The organism is Clostridium ljungdahlii DSM 13528, assembly GCF_000143685.1.
GTDB classification, from domain to species: Bacteria; Bacillota; Clostridia; order Clostridiales; family Clostridiaceae; genus Clostridium_B; species Clostridium_B ljungdahlii.
This window is the reverse complement of sequence record NC_014328.1, coordinates 2576860-2600304: the sequence shown is the minus strand read 5'-3', so window position 1 is coordinate 2600304 and position 23445 is coordinate 2576860. Positions and strand designations below refer to the sequence as shown.

At 33.0% G+C, this 23445-nt stretch carries 19 protein-coding genes and 2 riboswitches; of the genes, 18 read left to right on the top strand and 1 reads right to left on the bottom strand.

The annotated features are described in order from the left end of the window. Positions 1-2: 2 nt before the first annotated feature. From CLJU_RS11615 to CLJU_RS11535, 17 genes are all read left to right on the top strand, one after another. Positions 3-344, top strand: a complete 342-nt coding sequence (locus tag CLJU_RS11615; RefSeq protein WP_013239010.1) for a Zn-ribbon domain-containing OB-fold protein — start codon at positions 3-5, stop codon at positions 342-344. 117 nt (positions 345-461) lie between these two features. Then, positions 462-1298, top strand: coding sequence for an FAD binding domain-containing protein (locus CLJU_RS11610; RefSeq protein WP_013239009.1), 837 nt, complete (start codon positions 462-464; stop codon positions 1296-1298). A 2-nt stretch (positions 1299-1300) separates the two neighbouring features. Further along, complete coding sequence (locus CLJU_RS11605; RefSeq protein WP_013239008.1) at positions 1301-1768, top strand: (2Fe-2S)-binding protein; 468 nt, start codon at positions 1301-1303, stop codon at positions 1766-1768. Between the two features lies 1 nt (position 1769). Continuing rightward, a complete protein-coding gene (locus CLJU_RS11600) occupies positions 1770-4118 on the top strand; it encodes a xanthine dehydrogenase family protein molybdopterin-binding subunit (RefSeq protein ID WP_013239007.1) in 2349 nt (782 codons plus the stop codon). Positions 4119-4200: 82 nt separating this feature from the next. Continuing rightward, positions 4201-5526 carry a uracil permease gene (gene uraA / locus CLJU_RS11595; protein ID WP_013239006.1) on the top strand — a complete coding sequence of 442 codons (1326 nt, stop codon included), beginning with the start codon at positions 4201-4203 and terminating at the stop codon, positions 5524-5526. Positions 5527-5566: 40 nt separating this feature from the next. Next, on the top strand, positions 5567-6520 hold the full coding sequence (arcC, locus tag CLJU_RS11590) for a carbamate kinase (protein WP_013239005.1): 954 nt from the start codon (positions 5567-5569) through the stop codon (positions 6518-6520). Positions 6521-6627: 107 nt separating this feature from the next. Then, positions 6628-7584 carry a 3-hydroxyacyl-CoA dehydrogenase family protein gene (locus CLJU_RS11585; protein WP_013239004.1) on the top strand — a complete coding sequence of 319 codons (957 nt, stop codon included), beginning with the start codon at positions 6628-6630 and terminating at the stop codon, positions 7582-7584. A gap of 37 nt (positions 7585-7621) precedes the next feature. Beyond that, a riboswitch (SAM riboswitch) is annotated at positions 7622-7722 on the top strand. A gap of 430 nt (positions 7723-8152) precedes the next feature. Then, positions 8153-8893, top strand: a complete 741-nt coding sequence (gene metK / locus CLJU_RS11580) for a methionine adenosyltransferase (RefSeq protein ID WP_148222376.1) — start codon at positions 8153-8155, stop codon at positions 8891-8893. 222 nt (positions 8894-9115) lie between these two features. Continuing rightward, positions 9116-10387: a nitrogenase cofactor biosynthesis protein NifB gene (nifB, locus tag CLJU_RS11575; protein WP_013239002.1), complete on the top strand. Its 1272-nt coding sequence runs from the start codon at positions 9116-9118 to the stop codon at positions 10385-10387. 96 nt (positions 10388-10483) lie between these two features. Next, positions 10484-11311 (top strand): nitrogenase iron protein, encoded by an 828-nt coding sequence (gene nifH, locus CLJU_RS11570; protein ID WP_013239001.1) that lies wholly within the window; start codon positions 10484-10486, stop codon positions 11309-11311. A gap of 38 nt (positions 11312-11349) precedes the next feature. Then, a complete protein-coding gene (locus CLJU_RS11565; RefSeq protein ID WP_013239000.1) occupies positions 11350-12861 on the top strand; it encodes a nitrogenase component 1 in 1512 nt (503 codons plus the stop codon). Between the two features lie 11 nt (positions 12862-12872). Next, positions 12873-14225: a nitrogenase component 1 gene (locus tag CLJU_RS11560; RefSeq protein WP_013238999.1), complete on the top strand. Its 1353-nt coding sequence runs from the start codon at positions 12873-12875 to the stop codon at positions 14223-14225. Between the two features lie 333 nt (positions 14226-14558). After that, positions 14559-14670, top strand: a riboswitch (SAM riboswitch). An 80-nt stretch (positions 14671-14750) separates the two neighbouring features. Further along, positions 14751-14909 carry a YezD family protein gene (locus CLJU_RS21650; protein WP_081442060.1) on the top strand — a complete coding sequence of 53 codons (159 nt, stop codon included), beginning with the start codon at positions 14751-14753 and terminating at the stop codon, positions 14907-14909. 124 nt (positions 14910-15033) lie between these two features. Continuing rightward, positions 15034-15600 (top strand): tRNA 5-(aminomethyl)-2-thiouridylate-methyltransferase MnmM, encoded by a 567-nt coding sequence (mnmM, locus tag CLJU_RS11550; RefSeq protein ID WP_013238997.1) that lies wholly within the window; start codon positions 15034-15036, stop codon positions 15598-15600. 60 nt (positions 15601-15660) lie between these two features. Beyond that, the gene (locus CLJU_RS11545; RefSeq protein ID WP_013238996.1) at positions 15661-16140 is read left to right on the top strand and encodes an S-ribosylhomocysteine lyase; all 480 of its coding nucleotides are present in this window, start codon (positions 15661-15663) and stop codon (positions 16138-16140) included. 510 nt (positions 16141-16650) lie between these two features. Next, entirely contained in the window at positions 16651-18855 is a 2205-nt protein-coding gene (locus tag CLJU_RS11540; RefSeq protein WP_013238995.1) for a DNA topoisomerase III, read from the top strand. A gap of 58 nt (positions 18856-18913) precedes the next feature. Beyond that, on the top strand, positions 18914-20089 hold the full coding sequence (locus tag CLJU_RS11535; protein ID WP_013238994.1) for an iron-containing alcohol dehydrogenase: 1176 nt from the start codon (positions 18914-18916) through the stop codon (positions 20087-20089). A gap of 90 nt (positions 20090-20179) precedes the next feature. Here the strand turns inward: CLJU_RS11535 and CLJU_RS11530 are convergent, their stop codons facing one another. Further along, a complete protein-coding gene (locus CLJU_RS11530) occupies positions 20180-20854 on the bottom strand; it encodes a hypothetical protein (protein WP_013238993.1) in 675 nt (224 codons plus the stop codon). Between the two features lie 848 nt (positions 20855-21702). Between CLJU_RS11530 and bcaP the strand changes: the two genes are divergently transcribed. Beyond that, complete coding sequence (gene bcaP, locus CLJU_RS11525; protein WP_013238992.1) at positions 21703-23115, top strand: branched-chain amino acid transporter BcaP; 1413 nt, start codon at positions 21703-21705, stop codon at positions 23113-23115. Positions 23116-23445 lie beyond the last annotated feature (330 nt).

Genomic DNA, 23445 nt, shown 5'->3' with positions numbered 1-23445 from the left:
CTATGGATGAAAAAATGTACGCTTACAAATGTACAATCTGCGGGCAGCTCCACCATCCAAAGCATTTTGTATGTAAAAAATGCGGTAATAGATCATTTGAAGAAGTTCCACTAGAAGGTGAAGTAACACTTTTAACTTACACAAAAGTGTATAATCTTCCTGAAGGATATATGAAACCATATTTATACTTTGGCATAGTTAAATTTGAAAATGGTCTCACAGTAAGCGGCCAATTAGAAGTAGATAACCCCGTCATAGGAATGAAACTTATATCAACAGTAGGAGTTGTCAAAGAAGGCACAAATAATGATTGCTATGGGTTTATTTTTAAAGATATAAGATAAGTAAAGAACATTAGTGGTTTAATTATTAAAACACCCCTGATAATATAGCATGATTATACGTAAATGCATAATATTTTAGGGGTGTTTTGTGAGTATTATTAATTAGGAGGAATAAAATTGCAAGATTTTCAGTATATAAAGCCTAAAAATTTGAAAGAAGCTTTAGAACTGATAGATAAATTTGGCAAAGAAGCCAAAATGTTAGCTGGTGGCACAGATATAATAGTTGGTCTTAAAGGTAATGTAGTACATTGTAAATATCTTGTTGACATAAAAGGTATAAATGAACTAAGCGGTATAGAATATAATGAGGTTGATGGATTATCTATTGGATCCCCAGTTACCCTAAATGAGATAATTGAATCTGATAAAATTGGAGCAAGTTATAAAATATTAATTGATGCTTCTAAATCTCTTGCTAATGCTTTAATAAGAAATAGAGCTACATTAGTTGGAAATATATGCAATTCATCACCTGGAGGAGATATGCTTCCGACTTCACTTGTGTTAGAAGGAAAAGTTTGCATTTCATCAGTAAACGGTAACAGAGAAATACCCCTTAAAGATTTCTTTACTGGAGTTAAGAGAAATGCATTGAAAACAAATGAAATGGTGACAAAAGTTATTTATCCACCAATAAGAGGAGAAGGAAAGTTTATAAAGAAATCAAGAATAAAAGGACATGACCTTTCACAAATAAGTGTTGCTGGATATTTAAAGGAAAATGGAGACTTGAAAATTTCATTAGGTGCAGTTGCTCCTACACCAATTTTAGTTGAAGATTTTGATAACTATAACAATAAAAACCTTATAGTAGATAAAAATAAAATTGCTGATAAAGTTATGAGTAAAATTAATCCGATTGATGATGTAAGAGCAACGAAAGAGTACCGATTAGCAATGGCTAGGTATTTAACCTGTGAAATTCTAAAACAGCTAGGGGAGGGAAAATAAACATGATGGAAAAAATACATTTGTTTGTTAATGGAGAAGAAATTTTTGAAGAGATACCTTCAAATAGCACCCTGCTTTGGTTTTTAAGAGAGAAACTTGGATTAACAGGAACTAAGGAAGGATGCGGCGCAGGGGAATGTGGCGCTTGCACCGTTATTTTAAATGGTAAAGCTGTTAACTCTTGTTGTGTTATGGCATTAGAAGCTGCAGAGGGAGAAGTACAGACAATTGAAGGTGAAGCAAAGAATGGAAAATTGTCAAAACTTCAAAGAGAATTTATTAAGCATAATGGACTCCAATGTGGTTTCTGTACTCCTGGAATGATAATGTCAGCTAGAGCATTATTAATTAGGAAACCTCATCCTAAAAAAGATGAAATTAAAGAAGCTATGCAGGGAAATCTATGTAGGTGTACAGGTTATGAGGCAATTATAGAATCTATTGAAGCAGCATCAAAGGATGGTGAATAATATGGACTATAATTATGTAGGAAAAGGAATCCCTAGGATTGATGGGGTAGAAAAAGTTACTGGGGAAGCACAGTATGTTCAAGATATAAGCTTTAAAGGTATGCTTTATGCAAAAGTCAAAACAAGCCCCTATGCGCATGCATTAATTAAAAGTATTAATACAAGTAAGGCTAAAGAATTACCTGGAGTAAAAGCAGTTTTGACTGGCCATGAGGCTTATCAGAAGCTTGGTATATATATTGTTGATAAACCAATACTTGCTGTAGATAAAGTAAGGTATTTTGGTGAAGCAGTTGCAGCAGTTGCAGCCGTTAATATTGATATAGCTGAAAGAGCAATAGATCTTATTGAAGTTGAATATGAACCTTTACCAGTTTTACTAGATGTTGAAGAAGCAGTAAAACCTAATGCTATTTTAATTCATCCAGACTTAGGAAATTACAAAACTATTCCAGGCGTATTTTTCCCAGAAGCAAACACAAATGTATCAAATCACTTTAAGTTAAAAAAAGGTGATATTAAAAAAGGGTTTGAAGAATCGGACTTAATAATTGAAAATAAATTTTATGTACCTCAAATACTTCATGTTCCAATGGAAACTCATTCAGTAATTGCAAAATGGGGTACAGGTGATAAGATAAAAATTTGGAGCAGTGCACAGTCACCATTTACACTGCGTAATTTGTTTAGTATTGCTTTAAATATACCAATGGAGAATATTGAAGTTATAGTACCATATATAGGTGGTGGTTTCGGAGGAAAAGCAGGAATTCACCTTGAACCATTAATTGCACTTCTTTCTAAAGCTTCAAACGGAAAGACAGTAAAATTTGTAGCAACAAGAGAAGAAGAAATATCAACGCTACCTTGCAGACAGGGTCTAGTTGCTACAATTAAGACAGGAGTTAAAAAATCAGGAAAAATTGTAGCAGAAGAAATTGAATATCTTTGGGATGCAGGAGCTTATGCAGATTACGGTGTTAATATCACAAGAGCTACCGGTTATTCTGGAGCAGGTCCATATGATATAGAAAATGTTAAACTAGATTCCGAAACTGTTTATACAAATCATCTGTTTGGTACAGCATATAGGGGATTTGGACACGCAGAGATTTTCTGGGCTATTGAAAGACAAATGGAACTAGTTGCTAAAAAATTAGGTATAGACTCACTTGAGTTTAGGCTTAAAAATCTATTAAGACCAGGATCTATTACTATAACAGGTGAACCCATTCATGAACAATCTGGAAACGTTATCAAATGTATAAAGACTGTAGCCGATAGAATAGGATGGGGAAAACCTAAATCAGAAGAAGAAAAAGTATTAGAAAAGAAAACGGGTAAATACAGGGGCAAAGGTATAGCTGTTTTGCATAAGGCACCTGCAATGCCGAGTAATGCAGCTACATCAGCTATTGTTCAAATGAATGAGGATGGATCTATCCGATTTAATGTTGCAGGTATAGATATGGGACAGGGGTCATATACAGCAATGGCTCAGATTATTGCAGAGAGACTTCATTTGCCTATTGAAAAAGTTCATGTAGTATTTGAGACAGATACGGATGAAGCACCATATGATTGGCAGACGGTTGCAAGTCGTATGACAATACTTGCAGGTAATGCCGTAATTGAAGCATGTAATGATTTAAAGGAACAAATTTTTGATATGGCAGCAATTGTATTGCGTGCAGCTAAACATGATCTTGCACTTGGTGATGAATGTGTTTATGTAAAACAGTTTCCAGAAGAAAAAATATACTATAGTGAAATTGCAGTGGGGTATACCTATCCAAATGGAAACGGAATCGGCGGCCCGCTAATTGGTAGAGGCAATAGTATAGCTCAAGGGTTAACAATTTTAGATCAAGAAGCAGGACAGGGAAGACCGGCTTTAGATTGGACTTTTGGTGCTCACGCTATGGAGGTTGAAGTAGACACTAATACAGGAGATACAAAAATTATAAAAATTGTAACAGCTATAGATGTAGGCAAGGTTATTAATGAAATGGCAGTTAAAGGACAAATAGTTGGTGGAGTTGTTCAAGGAGTGGGGACGGCTATTTCAGAAGAACTTAAATATAACAAGGAAGGCAAATTATTAACTAAAAGTTTTGTCGATTACAAAATTCCAACAATGCAGGATTTACCAGGCTCTATTGAGGTCTACTGCATTGAAACTCCACAACTTGATGGGCCATACGGGGCAAGAGGATGTGCTGAACATCCAATGATATCTATAACATCTGCTATGGGAAATGCTATTGCAGATGCTACAGGAGTTGAATTGTTTGAAACTCCATTTACAGCTGAAAAAGTATATAAAGCATTAAATAAATGTAAGCACTAAATTTGATTTATTTCAGTGCAATATTATATATCTAATGATACTGCACTGAATTTAAATAAATAATTTATAGGAGTGTTAATTTATGAGACGTATTGTAGGAATTCATGAAAAGCTGCCAGTACTTGAGACTATACCTCTTAGTTTTCAACATTTGACAGCTATGTTTGGTGCAACTATCTTGGTACCATTACTATTAGGCATAAATCCAGCAATTTGCTTACTTATGAATGGTATCGGTACATTGGTTTATTCCTATTTTACTAAAGGTGGAATTCCAGCATATTTAGGTTCAAGTTTTGCATTTATTGCTCCTACTCTTTTAATTATTGGCTCATTTGGTGGAGTTAGTCATGCTCAATCTGGGTTTATCTTTTTTGGTTTATTCTTTATCGTAATGGCCCTCATTGTAAAAAAATTTGGGATAAAATGGATTGATGTGGTAATGCCTCCGGCTGTAATGGGCGCAGTGGTTGCTGTCATAGGACTGGAACTTGCTCCAACAGCAGCAATTCAGGCAGGACTCGCTCCAGCTGCAACAGCAGTTGGTAAAGTAGTTCAGCCATATGTTGCTGACCCTCGTGTTATTGGAGTTGCTATGTTTACATTGGCTATTGGAATATTTGGTTCAGTTTTATTTAGAGGATTTGCGCAAGTTATACCAATTCTTATTGCTGTTATTTGTGGTTATCTTCTTGCATTTGCAATGGGGATGGTTGATACAAAATTAATTACAGCTGCAAGTTGGTTCCAGATTCCTCATTTTTCAGCACCTGTATTTGATATTAATGCTATATTTATAATTGCTCCGGCGTGTCTTGTCGTGCTTGCTGAGCACATAAGTCATTTAATAGTTACTGGTAGAATAACTGGTTCAAATCTATTAGAGGATCCAGGACTCTGGAGATCACTTCTTGGAGATGGTATCAGCAACGTTATTTCAGGCTTTACAGGATCAACACCAAATACAACCTATGGTGAAAATATAGGAGTTATGGCTATCACTCGTGTTTATTCTGTATGGGTTATTAGGGGAGCTGCTATTCTTGCAATTATTTTCTCATGCTGTGGCAAAATAGCTGCTACTATACAAGCAATTCCTGAACCTGTTATGGGTGGAATTACAATGCTTCTTTATGGATTAATAGCTGTCCAAGGTATTAGAATGTTTGTTGAAGAAAAAGTTGACTTTAGTGTAAACTATAACATGGTTTTAGGTGCAATTACATTTGTTGTTGGTGTAAGCGGAGCTAGTGTTACAATTGGAACAGTACAATTTAAAGGCATGGCATTTGCAGCTATAGTTGGTATTTTATTATCAATTTTTTTCTATATTTTAGGAAAATTAGGGATAATGAATGAAGAATACAAAATAAGATTTGATGACAAAGACAAAAATATTCAAGCATAAACACAATAGGAATTAATACGAAGTTTCGGAGGATATAAATATGTTAAAAATTGTTGTCAGTCTTGGAGGAAATGCACTTCAGAAAAACCCAAAAGATAAATCGGCAGAAGCTCAACTTAAGACATGTAAGGATACTGCCAAATCAATAGTAGATCTTATAGAAGATGGGAATGAAATTATTATTACACATGGAAACGGTCCACAGATAGGACAGATTATTTTTGCATATGAGAAAGCACAAAGAGAAGATGAATTAAATCCCGTTATGCCTTTCCCTGAATGTGGTGCTATGAGCCAGGGATACATTGGATATCACTTGCAGCAAGCATTAAAACAGGAGTTAAAGAGGAGAGGAATAAGTAAACAGGTTGCAACAGTTATTACACAAGTTGTAGTCGACAAAGACGATTCAGGATTCAAGAATCCTACAAAACCAATTGGGTCATTTTTCACGAGAAAGCAAGCTGAAAAGCTTATGAAAGATAACGGATACTCAATGAAAGAGGATGCAGGCAGAGGCTGGAGACGTGTCGTAGCATCACCAATGCCAAAATCTATTGTGGAAGATGAAATTATTAAAACACTAGTTAAATCAGGACATGTAGTAATAACTGTAGGTGGCGGTGGAGTTCCAGTAATTGAAAAAGATGGCGATACAATTGAAGGAGTTGCAGCTGTTATTGATAAAGATTTTGCGTCAGAAAAAATTGCAGAAATAATTGATGCAGATATTTTGTTAATATTAACTGCAGTTGAGAAGGTTGCAATAAACTTTAATAAAGACAATCAAAAAGACCTATTACAAATGGACACAGAAGATGCTCATAAATATATTGACGAAGGACAATTTGCACCAGGTTCAATGTTACCTAAAGTAAGGGCTGCTGTCATGTTTGCTGAATCAAAGAAAGGAAGACGAACTATTATAACTTCTCTTGAAAAAGTTAAAGAAGCACTTCATGGTAAAACGGGAACAGTAATAACTAATAAGTAGTAGAAATTAAAAAATAAACCGGTGATTTCAATGCTAAATGAAATTACTGGTTTTACTTAATGAAATAAAAAGCAATTGGTAAGTATTATGTTAAGGAGAGCGGGAATATGAAAATTAAAACTGTATCTGTATTAGGTACTGGAACGATGGGACATGGAATAGCATTATTGTGTGCCCAAGCAGGATTAGATGTATTATTGTATGGAAGGTCGGATAAAAGTTTAAACAAAGGAATGAAAAATATAGAATCAAGTTTAAAACTTTTTAAGGAAAAAGGTAAATTTCATAACAAACAACCAGAAGAAATTCTATGTAAAATAAAAGTTGTTAAAACAATTATAGAGGCAGCTCAAAGTGCTGATTTAGTAATTGAATGTTTAGCAGAAAATTTAGAGCTTAAACAAGATATTTTTAAAGAGTTAGATGAAATTTGCCCTAACAATATAATTTTATCGAGTTGTACGTCAGGATTATTACCAACAGATATAGCTAAGAATACAAAGCATCCGGAAAGAGTAGTAGTTGCTCATTTTTGGAATCCACCACAATTAATTCCTCTTGTAGAGGTGGTGCCTGGTAAAAGAACATCAGATGAAACAATGAAAATAACTATGGAATGGGTTGAATTTATAGGCAAAAAAGCTATTAGAATGGAGAAAGAATGTCAAGGCTTTATTGGAAATCGACTTCAGCATGCACTTTTAAGAGAGGCTTTATATATAGTAGAACAGGAATGGGCAAAACCAGAAGAGGTTGATAAGGCTATTGAATATGGGCTTGGAAGAAGACTACCTATTACAGGACCAATTTGCACTGCAGATTTAGCAGGGCTTGACACAGTTAATTCAATAGCTTCTTATTTATTAAAAGATCTTTGCAATTCAAATGAGCCTTCCAAATTAATTAAAAGCAAAGTTAAAAATGGAGAATTAGGAAGTAAGAGCGGACAAGGATTCTACAATTGGGCACCAGATACTTTAGAAAAGAAACAGAAAGAACGGGCAGAATTGCTATTTTATTTTCTAGAAAGAGATAAAGAAAAATTTATGTTGACAAACAAATAAATATAGTTTACACTATAGTACAATTAAACAAATAAATTTCTTATCAAGAGAGGCAGAGGGACTGGCCCTATGATGCCCGACAACCTGAATTTATATTCAAGGTGTTAATTCCAGCAGGTAAAACCTGACAGATGAGAAACAAGAGGACATAACTTCCTGAAGTTTCTAACAGGAAGTTTTTTTATTTTTAATAAGACATGTTAAATATTTTAATATGACTCATTACTCTTTGAGCACTCATCCGATTTTAAAATAAGAAGTTTTATTTAAAATAATGTATTAAATGTCTATTGGTTGACTAGACAAACTAGAGGTCAAGTTTCATTTATTTACATAGAAAAGTTTTGAGGGCAAGATTTTTCTATGGTGTGAAACCTGGCCTTTTTTTATCCGATGACTACCTGCTCTAATACTACCCTCTTATCCAAGTGGGAGTAAAGAGCAGCTACGTCTCTGGATAACGAGTTCTAAGCATAAGATGGAGTTAAAACTCCATCTTATGCCAAGAACTTTGTTTATTTAAATAATCAATGGACTAAGATGCAGTTAAGTAAAAATTTATTGGAGGATGATAGAAATGGGAAGATTATTTACATCAGAATCAGTGACAGAAGGTCATCCAGATAAGATTTGTGATCAAATAGTGGAATATGAAGGTGAAAAACCTGTAAGAGTGGATACTGTATTAATTTCTTCTCAACATGATGAGAATATAACTCATGATAAAATTGAAAAAGATTTGATAGAATTCGTTATTAAAAGTGTAATACCACATAAATTTATTGATTCAAATACAAGATATCTTGTAAATCCAACAGGAAGATTTGTAAAAGGAGGCCCTGAAACCGACTCAGGTCTTACAGGTAGAAAGATAATAGTTGATACCTATGGAGGATATGGAAGACATGGTGGTGGTGCATTTTCTGGAAAAGATCCAACGAAAGTTGATAGATCAGGAGCCTATGCTGCAAGATGGGTAGCAAAGAATTTAGTAGCAGCAGGAGCTGCAGATAAAATAGAAGTAGAAATTGCTTATGCCATAGGAGTTGCAAGACCGGTATCAATTAGTGTAGATACTTTTAATACAGAAAAGATTAGCAAAGATAAAATATTAGAAATTATAAATAAACTTTTTGATTTAAGACCTGGGGCAATTATAAGAGATCTGGATTTAAGGAGACCTATATATAAAAAAACAGCTGCTTATGGCCATTTCGGGAGAACTGATATAGATCTTCCTTGGGAAAGACTTGATAAAGTTAATGAAATAAAAAAAGAATTGGATAGTAGTTTATCCTTAAAAATTTAGTTGATCAGAAAACTGAAGGCTAAAGTAATTTAAATATTGCTTTGGCCTTTTTTATCCGATCGCTACCATTGCTAACACTCCCATTTTTTCAAAGCGGGGGATAAGCACTGCTACGCGCCTGGATAAGTTCTTCTAAGGTTCAGATGGAGAAAAGGTATTCCTTATAAGCAAACTCCACCTGAATCTAAGAATCACTTGATGTAGAAAAGGAGATAATAAAATATGAGTAAAGAGCTTGCAACAAAATCTATTAGTGAAAAGACACTTACGCATCCTTGTTATAATTGTATTGCCCATAAATATGCAAGAATGCATATACCTGTGGCTCCAAAGTGTAATGTAAGTTGTAATTTTTGTAACAGAAAATATGATTGTGTAAATGAAACCAGACCTGGAGTAACAAGTGAAGTGCTAACACCTGAAGGAGCTAGAGACAAATTTAAAATAGTGAGGGATAAGGTAAGAAATTTGACAGTAGTAGGTATAGCAGGGCCTGGCGATCCTCTTGCAAATTTTGATGAGACTAAAAAATCCATAGAATTAATAAAGAAAGAATCAAAAGATATTACTTTTTGTCTTTCAACTAATGGTTTAATGCTTCCTTTTTATGCAGACAAATTAATAGAATTAGGAGTTACACATTTAACTGTAACTATAAATGCAGTTGATCCTAAAATAGGTGGAAAAGTATATAAATTTGTAAACTATTTAGGAGATACTTTTGTTGGAGAAGAGGCAGGAAGAGTACTTTTAAATAATCAATTGTCAGGACTTAAATATGCTGCACAAAAAGGAATAGTATGCAAAGTAAATATAGTTATGATAAAGGGAATTAATGATCTGCATATCCCTGAAATAGTAAAGAAAGTTAAGGAATGTGGAGCATATATGACGAATATTATGCATCTTATACCTGTTAAGGAAAGTGTATTTGAGAATAATCCTACAGTAACTGAAGTGGAATTGAATGATATGAGAAGAGATTGTGAGTTAACATTAAAACAGATGTATCACTGCAGGCAGTGCAGGGCAGATGCTATAGGAACCTTGGATAATGATGTATCAGGCGAGTTTAGAGAAAGCACAGAAAGCTCACAAAACAGTGAAAACAACTTAGAGGATAAAAATGTAATTCAATTGAAAAGCCATAAGTATAGGTTTGCTGTTGCAAGCAAATCAGGTGTAAGTATAGATGAACATTTTGGACATGCAACAGAATTTTATATATATGATGTGATAAATGATGAAATCAAATTTAAAGAAAAGAGAAAGGTAAATAGATACTGCAGTGGGGGATATGATTGTGGAGAACATGAAGATAGAATAGAAAATATAATAAAAAGTGTAATTGACTGTAACGCAGTACTTGTGGTTAGAGCAGGATTTGAACCTATAGATAGACTACATGAAAAGGGAATAAGATTATTTCAAATGTACCAGGAAATAAATGAAGGTATAAGAAAAGCTGCAAAATTACTTAAAAAAGATGAGTAAAATAATTATTAGTTGACTGGAAAACCAGAGGCTAAATAGAATTTACATTTTATTTAGCCTCTATTTTTTTATTTTTAAATTGGGAGGAATATATAAATGAGACAAATAGCTATTTATGGAAAAGGTGGAATAGGTAAATCTACAACTACACAAAATTTAACTGCAGGTTTATCTGAAATAGGAAAAAAGATTATGGTAGTTGGATGTGATCCAAAGGCAGATTCTACAAGGCTGCTTTTGGGAGGACTTGCACAGAGGACAGTACTTGATACGTTGAGAGAAGAAGGTGAAGATGTAGATTTAAATTATATATTAAAAGAAGGCTTTAATGGTATAAAATGTGTAGAATCAGGAGGACCTGAACCGGGGGTAGGATGTGCAGGAAGAGGTATCATAACTTCCATAAACATGCTTGAAAGACTTGGAGCATATACAGAAGATCTGGATTATGTTTTTTATGATGTTTTAGGTGATGTTGTATGCGGAGGGTTTGCTATGCCAATTCGTGAAGGAAAAGCAAAAGAAATATATATCGTGGCCAGCGGTGAAATGATGGCACTGTATGCAGCAAATAATATATCAAAGGGAATAAAAAAGTATGCAAATAAAGGAGGAGTTAGACTAGGTGGAATCATATGCAACAGCAGAAAGGTAGACAATGAAAAAGAGCTTTTGGAGGCATTTGCAGAGGAACTAGGTACACAGCTTATTTATTTTGTACCAAGGGATAATGTAGTTCAAAGGGCAGAAATCAATAAACAAACAGTAATACAATTTGATCCTGAATCAAACCAGGCAAGAGAATATAGATCCCTGGCAGAGGCAATAGAAAAGAACAAAAATTTTGTAATTCCAAAGCCAATGTCACAAAAAAAGCTGGAAGAAATATTTTTAGCTCATGGACTGGTAGAGCAGGTAGTGTAAAATATCATCATTAGAAATTCAATGAGGAGGTAAAATTAATGAAATTTAATCTTAAAAGTTCAGTAGTAAAGACACGTGAGCAGCGACTTGGAACTATTATTGGATGGAAAACTGGAAAAGCTTCTGAGCTTTCCAGGGATTCTGCCTATACATGTGCAGGCTGCAAGGGAAATGGAGGAAAAAGATTGTGTGAAGCCTCAGGACCATTTACACAAGGTTCAACCTGCAGTGAACAAATGGTAGAATGTCAGGCTGGAAATGTAAGAGACGCAGTATTAATTCAACATGCACCAATAGGTTGTGGAACAGGACAGGTAGCTTATAATTCTATATATAGAAATGGTCTTGCCATTAGAAAGTTACCTATTGAAAATATACAAATAATAAATACTAATATAAAAGAAACTGATATGGTATTTGGTGCACTTGGCAAATTAGAGCAATCTATAAGAGATGCATGGGATAGACATCACCCTAAAGCAATTTTTGTTGGCACTTCATGTGCTTCTGGAATTATAGGCGAGGATGTAGACAGTGTTGCAGTTAAAATGCAAGAAGAACTTAAAATACCTGTTATACCAATGCCATGTGAAGGCTTTATGTCAAAGCACTGGAGTACAGGTTTTGATGCTACACAACACGGTATTTTAAGACAAATAGTAAAGAAAAATCCTAAAAAACAAGAAAATCTTATAAATGTAATTAATCTCTGGGGAAGTGATGTGTTTACTCCTATACTAAAAGAACTTGGTCTAGAAGTAAATTATGTTATTGATTTAGCTAAAGTAGAAGATTTGGAGAAGCTTTCAGAGGCTGCTGCAACTGTTACATTTTGTGATACGTTGTCTTCTTATATGGCAGCTGTTCTGGAAGAACAGTTTGGAGTACCGGAGGTTAAAGCTCCACAGCCTTATGGAATTGCAGGAACTGATGCCTGGATAAGAGAAATTGCGAAGGTTACCCATAGGGAAGAAAAGGCAGAAGCTTATATAGAGAGAGAACATAAGAGAATAGCATCAAGGCTAAAAGAGCTTAGAGAACTTCTAAAAGGGAAAAAAGGTTATGCAGCTACAGGTTCGGCATATTCACATGGACTTATTGCAGTACTTAAAGAACTAGGAATTCAAGTGGATGGTTCTCTTGTATTTCATCATGATCCTGTATATGACAGCAATGATCCAAATAAAGACTCTCTGAAATTTTTAGTAGATAACTATGATGATGTTCCTAAATTTAGTGTGAGCAACAGACAGCAGTATCAATTTTATGGTCTATTAAAAGAAGTTAATCCAGATTTTATTCTTATAAGACATAATGGATTGGCACCTCTTGCATCTCGTATGGGAATTCCAGCAGCACCGCTTGGCGATGAGCATCATGCTGTAGGTTATCAGGGAATTTTAAATTTAGGGGAAACAATTCTTGAAATATTGGCACATAAAAAATTCCATCAAGATTTGAAAGAACATGTAAAATTGCCTTATACAAAATGGTGGCTTGATCAGAAAGATCCATATATACTTGAAAAACAAAATTATGCAGTGGAATAGGAGTGAAAATAGTGACAAATACAAAAAATGTAGAAAAATCAAATTCAATAGAACAGGTCAGATATGGATGTGCCATTGGGGCAATGCACAGTGCCTTCGCAATTCCAAGGGTTATTCCAATTACTCACTGCGGTCCTGGCTGTGCAGATAAGCAAACTTCCAATATATCTTTTTATAATGGATTTCAAGGAGGAGGCTATGGGGGAGCATCTGTTGTACCAAGCACCAATATACATGAAAAAGAAGTTATATTTGGAGGCGAAGATAGACTGAGGAAATTAATTGAATCATCCTTTAAAGTTCTTGATGCAGATTTATTCGTAGTTATGACAGGATGCATACCAGATACCGTAGGAGATGATGTAGGAGCTGTAGTAAGTGAATTTCAAGATAGAAATCTTCCTGTAGTATATGCTGAAACAGGAGGATTCAAAGGAAATAATTTTATTGGACATGAGCTTGTAACAGAAGCTATTATTAATCAGTATGTAGGGGATTATAAGGGACCTTTGAAAAAAGGACTTGTAAATGTCTGGTCTCTTCTTCCATATCATAATACTTTTTGGAGGGGAGACCTTACAGAAATTAAAAGAATTCTGGAAGGTGTAGGTTTTGAAGTTAATATTTTATTTGGACATGAGAGTAGTGGAGTTTCAGAATGGAAAAATATCAAAAAGGCACAATTTAACCTTGTGCTTTCCCCATGGCTTGGACTTAAAACTGCAGAACATTTAAAAAAGAAGTATGGACAGCCATATCTGCATATTCCTACAATCCCTATAGGAGCAAAGGAAACAAGCAGTTTCTTAAGGAAGGTAGTGGATTTTGCAGGTATAGATAAAAATAAGGCAGAAGAATTTATTGAGAAGGAAGAAAGAAAATATTATGAGTATCTGGAGGACTTTTCTGACTTTTATGCAGAATATTGGTGGGGACTACCTGCTAAATTTGCAGTTGTAGGTGACAGTGCCTATAATTTGGCGGTAACAAAATTTTTAATAAATCAGCTTGGACTTATACCTGCAAAACAAATTATTACTGATAATCCACCAGAAAGATATAGAGATCTTATAAAAGAGCAGTATAAAAATATAGCAGAGGATGTTTCAACAGATGTGGAATTTGAAGAAGATAGCTATGCAATACATGATAAGTTGAGAAAAACTGATTTTGGACACAAGCCTCCTATTATTTTTGGTACTACTTGGGAAAGAGATTTGGCTAAAGAATTAAAGGGATTTATAGTGGAAATAGGATTTCCAGCATCCTATGAGGTGGTTATATCAAAATCATATATAGGTTACAGAGGAGCTCTTACTCTGCTTGAAAAAATATATACTACTATAGTTAGTGCCAGTGCTTAAATTTATATAACTGCCCCAAACGTAGTGATAAAAGTTTTGAATTCTCTGCAGCTTTAAAGCTCATCTGCTTGAAAGGTCCTAGTTCCTGCTTCTGGTTGAAGTAACTTGGAGGAAGATGAGAGAGGAAGTCATGTAACTACAGTAGATATAACCCTTTTTTATCAAATTTATTCTGTAAAAAAGGGTTTTTATTTAACTTTATTAATTTATCTGGGATATGATCAAATGCGGTATACTAAACATTATCACAATTCAATCATAAATAAAATGAGAGAAAAATTAGACGTTGATAAATGGATAATAATATTGTATAATTATAATAATTTAATATTATTCTTATCAAGAGTGGCGGAGGGACTGGCCCTATGATGCCCGGCAACCTGGATATAGTGAAATATATTCAAGGTGCTAATTCCAACAGGAATATATACCTGAAAGATGAGAGCTTAGAGGAAATTAATAACTTCTTGCATTTCATCTGCAGGAAGTTTTTTTATTTAGGAAATTTTATATTGGGGAGGGATAATAGTGGATAAAAAAAGACTCTGCCGGGGTATTTCAGAAAAGGATCTAGATAGATTGTTGGATATGTTAAAAGTAGTTAACTATGGATCAATAACTTTAGTTATTCAAGATGGTAAAGTTGTACAAATAGAAAAAAGTGAAAAAGTTAGGTTGGTATGATATATTTTTACTTCATATATAGATAAAGGAAAGTATGGGCTTTTAAATTTACAGATTAGATGTATAATATGATATAGAAATTATTACTATAATATTTTAGTAAAGGTTATGGAGCTGGTACTTGATGCAAAATTATTTTACAAATGCAGTTAATATAGCTAGGGATATATGTAAAATAAAACTTAATAAAGGTGATATAGTAGTGGATGCTACTATGGGAAATGGAAATGATACGGAACTTCTAGCAGAACTTGTAGGAAGCTCTGGGAAAGTTTATTCTTTTGATATACAGGAAACTGCCCTTCAAAATACAAAGGAAAAGTTAATGAAAAGCAATGTATCTGAATGGGTAAAATTAATACATGATGGTCATGAAAACATGGACAAATATGTAAAAGATAAAATAAATCTCGTTATTTTCAATTTGGGATATTTGCCTAAAGGGGAACATTCTGTTACAACAAAATCAGAAACCACACTAGTGGCACTTAAAAAAGCTTTGAATTTAATATGTAAGAATGGAATAATAATTTTAGTTGTATATTACGGACATAAAGAGGGAACGTTTGAAAAAGAAGAACTGGAGAAATATACAGAAAAATTAAATCAGAAGGAATATAACGTAATTAATTTATGTTTTACAAATCAGGTTAATAATCCGCCTATGATCATTGCAATTGAAAAGAGATAATTGTTTGACGCAAAAGGATATAAATGCTAATATACAATTAGTTTTAGGAGGCGATAGGTAATGGAAAAAATTGCAAGTTTTACAGTTAATCATTTAAAATTACAGCCAGGTGTTTATGTATCGAGAAAAGATAAGTTTAAAGATGTAGTCCTGACTACTTTTGATATAAGAATGACAAGACCAAATTTTGAGCCGGTTATGAATACAGCAGAAGTTCATACTATTGAACATTTAGGCGCAACTTTTTTGAGAAATCATAAAGTGTATGGATCTAAAACTGTGTACTTTGGACCTATGGGGTGTAGGACAGGCTTCTATTTAATACTAGAAGGAGATTATAAATCAGCAGATGTAGTGGATTTACTTAAAGAAATGTATAAGTTTATTGGAGATTTTGAAGGAGATGTACCTGGAGCAGCGGCAAAGGATTGTGGAAATTATTTAGATATGAATCTTTCTATGGCAAAATATCTGGCGAATAAATTTCTAAAGGAAGTTTTAACAAATATCACAGATAAAAACCTGAATTACCCAGACTAATGTTTGAAAATATATTTTAAACAAAAAATCAACTTATACTACGTATAAGTTGATTTTTAAGTTAGAATATATAGATAATTAACTCTACATGATCTATATGTAGAGACCCTAATTGAAATTTGAACTTTGTTCTTTAAAAATATTGCATAAGTTAACTTTCAGATTAGAGACCCCACATATGGGTAGTCTGAAGCTATTCACGCTGCTCAACTTGTAAAGAGGTATAATAAATCGTATAATATGAAATAGAAGTTTTTACAATATAGTAAATTTTAAACCAACATTGTTTTGTATTTAATAGATAAGGCATTTTCAAAAAAATAACTAGTCAGTATGCTAGCCTATTTTCTATCATACTGCGTCGGTAGAACCCTTAGATAGGATTTACTATCTGCGGAACCTGCCTCCTTGTTTGATAAAAAATATTCGTCGCATCTTTGACTTGTTATTTTCTTTCAAATGCCTAAAGACAAATATAATGATATTAATAAAGCATGAAAGGAAATAAATATGGGTAAAATACTGGTATTAGCTGAAAAGCCTTCTGTAGGAAGAGAAATTGCGAGGGTCTTAAAATGTCGTAAAAAGGGCAATGGATGGTTAGAAGGGGAAAAGTATATTGTAACTTGGGCTTTGGGCCATTTAGTTACTTTAGCAGATCCAGAAGCTTATGATGATAAATATAAAACTTGGAAGCTAGAAGATCTACCAATGCTTCCTAAGTATTTAAAGCTTGTAGTTATAAAACAAACTGGAAAACAATTTAATGCAGTAAAAGAACAATTAAATAGAAAAGATGTAACAGAAATTGTTATTGCTACAGATGCTGGAAGAGAAGGGGAACTAGTAGCAAGATGGATAATTGAAAAGGCTAGAGTAAATAAGCCTATAAAAAGACTTTGGATTTCTTCTCAAACAGATAAAGCTATTAACGAAGGCTTCAGAAATTTAAAACCTTCATCACAATATGATAACTTATATAGGGCAGCACAGTGTAGAGCAGAAGCAGATTGGATTGTAGGACTTAATGTTACAAGAGCATTAACTTGTAAGCATAATGCTCAGCTTTCAGCAGGAAGAGTTCAGACTCCAACTCTAGCTATGATTGTTCATAGAGAAGAGGAAATTAAAAACTTTAAACCAAAGGATTATTACAGTATAATTGGAAATGCCAATGGATATACTCTTCAATGGCAAAATGGTAATGGACATTTTAATACTTTTGATGAAAACTTTGCAAATAAAGTAGTATCAAAAGTTAATGGTCAAAATGGCAAAATACTTGATGTAATAAAAAGCGATAAGAAAAAATATGCACCAGCACTTTATGATTTAACAGAGCTTCAAAGAGATGCTAATAGACTTTTTGGTTACTCTGCAAAGCAGACACTTTCTATAATGCAAAGATTGTATGAGAATTATAAATTTTTAACTTATCCAAGAACGGATTCAAGATATATTTCAGCGGATATAGTGCCTACTCTGCCAGAGAGATTAAAAGCAATATCAGTAGGAAATTATAGCAAATTTGCCATGGAAATTATGAGAGGGAAAATAAGAGCACATAAGGGCTTTGTAGATGATAGTAAAGTTTCAGACCATCATGCTATAATTCCAACAGAGGAAAAAGTTATTCTTTCAAAGTTAAGTAATGAAGAAAGAAAAGTATATGATTTAGTAGTTAAGAGATTTTTAAGTGTTATGCTTCCTCCTTTTGAATATGTGCAAACAACTGTAAAGGCAGAAATTAATGGAGAAAACTTTGCAGCTAGTGGAAAGGTAATTAAATCAAAGGGATGGAAAGCTGTATATGATAAGAATGAAGACTTTGATGATAATGATGGGCTGCATGAAAATCAATTAAAGGAACAGGTACTTCCGAACTTAAATAGAGGAGATAGTATAAAGCTTACAGCAGTTAAAATGCATAAGGGACAGACTAAACCACCTGCAAGATTTAATGAAGGAACGTTGTTATCTGCCATGGAAAATCCACAAAAATATATTAACATGAATAAGGAATACGCAAAAACTCTTGGAGAAACAGGTGGACTTGGAACAGTTGCTACAAGAGCTGATATAATTGAAAAATTATTCAATACTTTTTATATAGAGAAAAAAGGTAAGGAAATAATCCCAACTTCTAAAGGAAAGCAGGTTGTGGAATTGGTTCCAGAAGATTTAAAATCACCACTTTTAACTGCAAAATGGGAAACTGACTTGAATCTGATAAGTAAGGGAAAACTAAATGATAAAAGCTTCATAGGTAATATGAGGAATTATTCAGTAAAGCTTGTGGAAGATGTAAAAGGAAGCCATGATAAATTTAGACATGACAATTTATCAGGAGCTAAATGTCCTGAATGTGGTAAATATATGCTTGAGGTAAATGGAAAGCATGGAAGAATGCTTGTGTGCCAAGATAGGGCTTGCGGCCATAGAGAAAATTTAGCAAAATTAACTAATGCAAGATGTCCTGAATGTCATAAAAAATTGGAACTTAGAGGACATGGAGACGGCCAAGTTTATGTTTGCATAAATAATAATTGTAATTTTAGAGAGAAGGCATCATCCTTTAATAAAAGATTTGATAATAAGCAAGGCAAGAACAGTAAAAGAGACGTAGCAAACTATATGAAGAAGATGAAAAAAGAAAGTGAAGTTCCAATGAACTCAGCTTTAGCAGATGCATTAGCCAAATTGAAGTTAAAATGATAAAGATTATTTTATTGTTTAGCATAATCAGAAAAATTAGTAAGTGAGGGATGTTATTATGGAAAACTTTATTTTTAAAAATGCTACAGAAATTATTTTTGGTAAGGATACCGAAAATCTTGTAGGAAGTAAAGTAAAGGAGTATTCAAAGTCAGATAAAATACTCTTTTGCTATGGGGGAGGAAGCATAAAAAGATCTGGTCTATATGATAGAGTTATAAAGTCCTTAAAAGAAAATGGAATTGAATTTATAGAACTTCCAGGAATTAAACCTAATCCAAGATTAGGACCTGTTAAAGAAGGTATAAGACTATGTAGAGAAAATAATATAAAATTTGTACTATCTGTAGGAGGAGGAAGTTCAGCAGATACGGCTAAAGCTATTGCTGTAGGAGTACCTTATAAAGGAGACGTATGGGATTTTTATACGGGCAAAGCTGAAGTGAAAGAGGCTCTTCCTGTAGGAGTTGTAATAACATTACCTGCTACAGGTACAGAATCTAGTAATAGTTCTGTTATTATGAATGAAGATGGTTGGTTTAAAAAAGGATTAAATACAGTACTTATAAGACCTGCTTTTTCAATTATGAATCCTGAACTTACTTTTACACTACCAGAGTATCAAACTGCTTGTGGTGCTTGTGACATTATGGCACATATAATGGAAAGATATTTTACAAATGTGAAACATGTAGATATAACTGATAGGCTTTGCGAAGCTGCACTTAGAAATGTTATAAATAATGCCCCAATAGTTTTAAAAGATCCCAAAAACTATGATGCTAGGGCAGAAATTATGTGGACCGGTACTATAGCTCATAATGATGTGCTTAGTGCGGGTAGAATAGGTGATTGGGCTTCTCACAAAATTGAACATGAATTGAGTGGGGAAACAGACATTGCCCATGGAGCAGGACTTGCAATTGTATTTCCTGCATGGATGAAATATGTATATAAACACGATATCAATAGATTTGTACAATTTGCAGTAAGGGTATGGGATGTAGATTTATCTTATAGTTCCTGCGAAGATATTGTACTTGAAGGCATAAGGAGAATGACAGCATTTTTCAAGAGCATGGGGTTACCTGTAACTTTAAAAGAAGGAAGTATAGGAGAAGATAAAATTGAAGAAATGGCTAATAAGTGCACGGATAATGGAACTAAAACTGTAGGACAATTTGTAAAATTAAATAAAGATGATATTGTAAAAATATTAAATTTAGCTAAATAATATTAAATTAAATTGCATTAAAAATGGTATGGTATATTTTATTAAAATATACCATACCATTTTTGATACACATGTTATATTAATAACTTATTAAGCACAATTAATAGCCTTTTCTATAGCATAGTTATTTTCCTTTTCTATATGACGCATACTGCAAAATATATTGCTGCACCTTGAACAGCAGTGGTCATCTCCATTTACAGATATGCTTGCGTCGGCTCCATAAACGTAAGTTAAGGATTTATGAGGATATACACAATTATTTACCATCTTAACATTGTGAAATTCGGCATCTTTCAGTTTGCTTAAAATATTATTTTGATACTCTAATTCTATTTCTCCATCGCCAGGAGCTACTTTATGAGTAATACCTAAATTTATTTTAGAAGCTTTGCTGCATATAATATGATGTAGTTGAGAACTCATGTTGAATAGGTAATTACTAGACATGGAATCTAGTAGCAAGGCTTCATAAAAGTTGCCGTTTTCAAACATTTCATTTATTTTATTAGTGCATTTTTCTCCTAAAGTTATTAGACAATATATTGTAAACTTGCATTTAGATAACATATTTAAATTAATACTTTCATCTTTTTCTTCCATCTTAAAAATTCCCAGTGGATTTGAATGATCTTTTAGTATAGGTAGTAAATTTTTGTACATCTTATCTAGGTCATTATATTGAGGCATTTTACCATAAGATTGCACCATCTTTATAACCCTATCCTTATTTAATTGAAACTTAAAACTAGAAATTATATTCATTTGCCTCACCTCACATTTATATCTAAATTTCATAACTATATTATATTAAAATGTAAGGCTAATTGCAAGCAAAAATATGAATTTATTCATATTTTTTTTGCCAAAAATATCATCCATCCAATTCACGATAGATAATATCATGTAAAATAACACTTTTGACTGATTTTAATCAATGCTAAAAGTCCAATTATAGTTCCAATAAGGAATATGATGGACTTGGACTTGCATATTTAACTTTTACTCAACTTTAGCACATATAAAATTTTGAATTAATATAAAATATTGCGAAGCAACTTTTCAGAGGACAATTGACAGAGGACAATGAAGGTGAGTTTTCCTCTGTACATCAGAAAACTAATTTATTTTTAAGCTTGTTTTGCTAAAGCAAAATATCGCTTAAGTAGGTATGTAAAATGTATGATTTTCAGATAATTACTTACTAAAAGAGCACCAATTAAAAATAAAAGAACATAAGTTTCTTTCAAATTGAAGATTTTTCGTAGTATAGCGGAGAAAAATCATCCTTAACTGTCCACTGTCAATTGTCCTCTGTCCTATAGTTAAAAGATTTTCATGTATAAGTTGAATTAAAATGAGGAATTATATAATAGATACCAGAGAAATTATTGAATAAAGCAAAAAAATTCAATTCAAAAAAATATAAGCATATTTTCTAATAAAGATAAAATAGCAAGGATTATTTTACAATGTTATAAAAATACCTATTATTTTTTACAACAATTTTATTAAATGATATTGAATTATACAAAAAATGATGATATGATTAATAAAATATTCATTTTAAAAATAATTTATTATTCATTTTATTTATAAGGGGGAGATACTGTATGAAAAATATTTTTAGAACCAAGCCTATTGAAAGTCTTTTAGCAGAGACTAAAGGAAAGGATGGCTTGTCCAAAGTATTAGGCTCTTTTGAACTTACTATGCTAGGCATAGGCGCAATTATAGGTACAGGTATATTTGTATTAACAGGAATAGCAGCAGCAAACTATTCTGGACCAGCACTTGTAATTTCATTTATTATAGCAGGACTTGCTTGTGGATTTGCAGCACTTTGTTATGCAGAGATAGCAGCAATGGTTCCTGTAGCAGGAAGTGCATACACTTATGGTTATGCGGCACTTGGAGAATTTTGGGCCTGGATTATAGGATGGGACTTAATTCTTGAATATGCTTTTGCAATTGGCACAGTTGCAATTGGATGGAGCGGCTACTTTACTAGTATTGTAGCTGATTTGGGACTAAAACTTCCAACAGCTATTACAAAAGCACCTTTTGAAGGCGGACTAATAAACTTACCTGCAGTAGCTATACTTGTAGTAATAACAGGCATATTGGTAGCAGGTGTAAAACAAAGTGCAACTACAAATAATATAATAGTTGCTATAAAGTTAGCAGTAGTACTTTTGTTCATAGTATTAGGCGTTAGCCATGTTAATACTGCAAATTGGCATCCATTTATGCCTTATGGATGGAAGGGAGTTTTCTCAGGAGCATCAGTAATATTCTTTGCTTATATAGGATTTGATGCAGTTTCCACTGCAGCAGAAGAAGTAAGAAATCCACAGAAGGATTTACCTAGAGGAATTATAGCATCTTTAATAATATGTACTGTATTATATATTGTAGTATCAGCCATATTAACAGGAATGGTTCCATATCTGAAATTTAAAGAAACAGCAGCTCCAGTAGCTTTTGCACTTCAGCAGGTAGGAATAAATTGGGGATCAGCTTTAGTTTCAGTTGGTGCAATTTGTGGACTGACTTCAGTTTTAATTGTTATGATGTTTGGTCAAACTCGTATATTATTTGCAATGTCAAGGGATGGACTTTTACCTAGAGTATTTGGACACGTTGATCAAAGGTTCCATACACCTGTAAAAAGTACTTTACTTGTTGGTATTATAACTATGATAGTAGCTGGATTTACACCAATAGGCGTTGTTTCCGAATTGACTAACGTAGGTACGCTAGCAGCATTTATAATAGTATCTGCATCAGTTATAGTTTTAAGGAAAAAGGAACCAGATAGACCTAGAACATTCAAAGTTCCGTTTTCACCGGTTACACCTGTTCTTTCTATGGCAGCTTGTGCTTTCTTAATATTCAATCTGCAAAAGATAACTTTGGTAAGATTTGCAGTGTGGCTTGTTATAGGACTCGTATTATACTTTGTATATGGGTATAAACACAGCACTGTAAGTGGAGATAATTCAATTGACGAAAGTGCTATGTAAAGAGATATATAAAATTTAATATTAGTTTAATATTAGGTGGAGTTTAACTCCACCTAAAAAACTAGGTATAGTAAATTTGCTATACCTAGTTTTTTACTGTTGTTATACAAATGATATATAACCAATAAAGAATATAAAAAATTCACAAACTGTACAGAACAGTATAAAATAAATTTATTTTTTAAATATTCAGATAAATATAATTCATAAATAAATTGTATAATCTATGCATTTTGCATAATTGAATAAACTAAAAGTATGCATTTCAATGTATAAGTGCATATTAAATAATTATAAATATACACCTATTAAAATTATTAAACATTAAAA

Coding starts and splice junctions, on each gene's coding strand:
- CLJU_RS11615 (WP_013239010.1), top strand. CDS start 3: ATGGATGAAAAAATGTACGCTTACAAATGTACAATCTGCGGGCAGCTC.
- CLJU_RS11585 (WP_013239004.1), top strand. CDS start 6,628: ATGAAAATTAAAACTGTATCTGTATTAGGTACTGGAACGATGGGACAT.
- CLJU_RS11600 (WP_013239007.1), top strand. CDS start 1,770: ATGGACTATAATTATGTAGGAAAAGGAATCCCTAGGATTGATGGGGTA.
- mnmM (WP_013238997.1), top strand. CDS start 15,034: ATGCAAAATTATTTTACAAATGCAGTTAATATAGCTAGGGATATATGT.
- uraA (WP_013239006.1), top strand. CDS start 4,201: ATGAGACGTATTGTAGGAATTCATGAAAAGCTGCCAGTACTTGAGACT.
- CLJU_RS11565 (WP_013239000.1), top strand. CDS start 11,350: ATGAAATTTAATCTTAAAAGTTCAGTAGTAAAGACACGTGAGCAGCGA.
- bcaP (WP_013238992.1), top strand. CDS start 21,703: ATGAAAAATATTTTTAGAACCAAGCCTATTGAAAGTCTTTTAGCAGAG.
- arcC (WP_013239005.1), top strand. CDS start 5,567: ATGTTAAAAATTGTTGTCAGTCTTGGAGGAAATGCACTTCAGAAAAAC.
- metK (WP_148222376.1), top strand. CDS start 8,153: ATGATAGAAATGGGAAGATTATTTACATCAGAATCAGTGACAGAAGGT.
- CLJU_RS11530 (WP_013238993.1), bottom strand. CDS start 20,854: ATGAATATAATTTCTAGTTTTAAGTTTCAATTAAATAAGGATAGGGTT.
- CLJU_RS11535 (WP_013238994.1), top strand. CDS start 18,914: ATGGAAAACTTTATTTTTAAAAATGCTACAGAAATTATTTTTGGTAAG.
- CLJU_RS11540 (WP_013238995.1), top strand. CDS start 16,651: ATGGGTAAAATACTGGTATTAGCTGAAAAGCCTTCTGTAGGAAGAGAA.
- CLJU_RS11605 (WP_013239008.1), top strand. CDS start 1,301: ATGATGGAAAAAATACATTTGTTTGTTAATGGAGAAGAAATTTTTGAA.
- nifB (WP_013239002.1), top strand. CDS start 9,116: ATGAGTAAAGAGCTTGCAACAAAATCTATTAGTGAAAAGACACTTACG.
- nifH (WP_013239001.1), top strand. CDS start 10,484: ATGAGACAAATAGCTATTTATGGAAAAGGTGGAATAGGTAAATCTACA.
- CLJU_RS11545 (WP_013238996.1), top strand. CDS start 15,661: ATGGAAAAAATTGCAAGTTTTACAGTTAATCATTTAAAATTACAGCCA.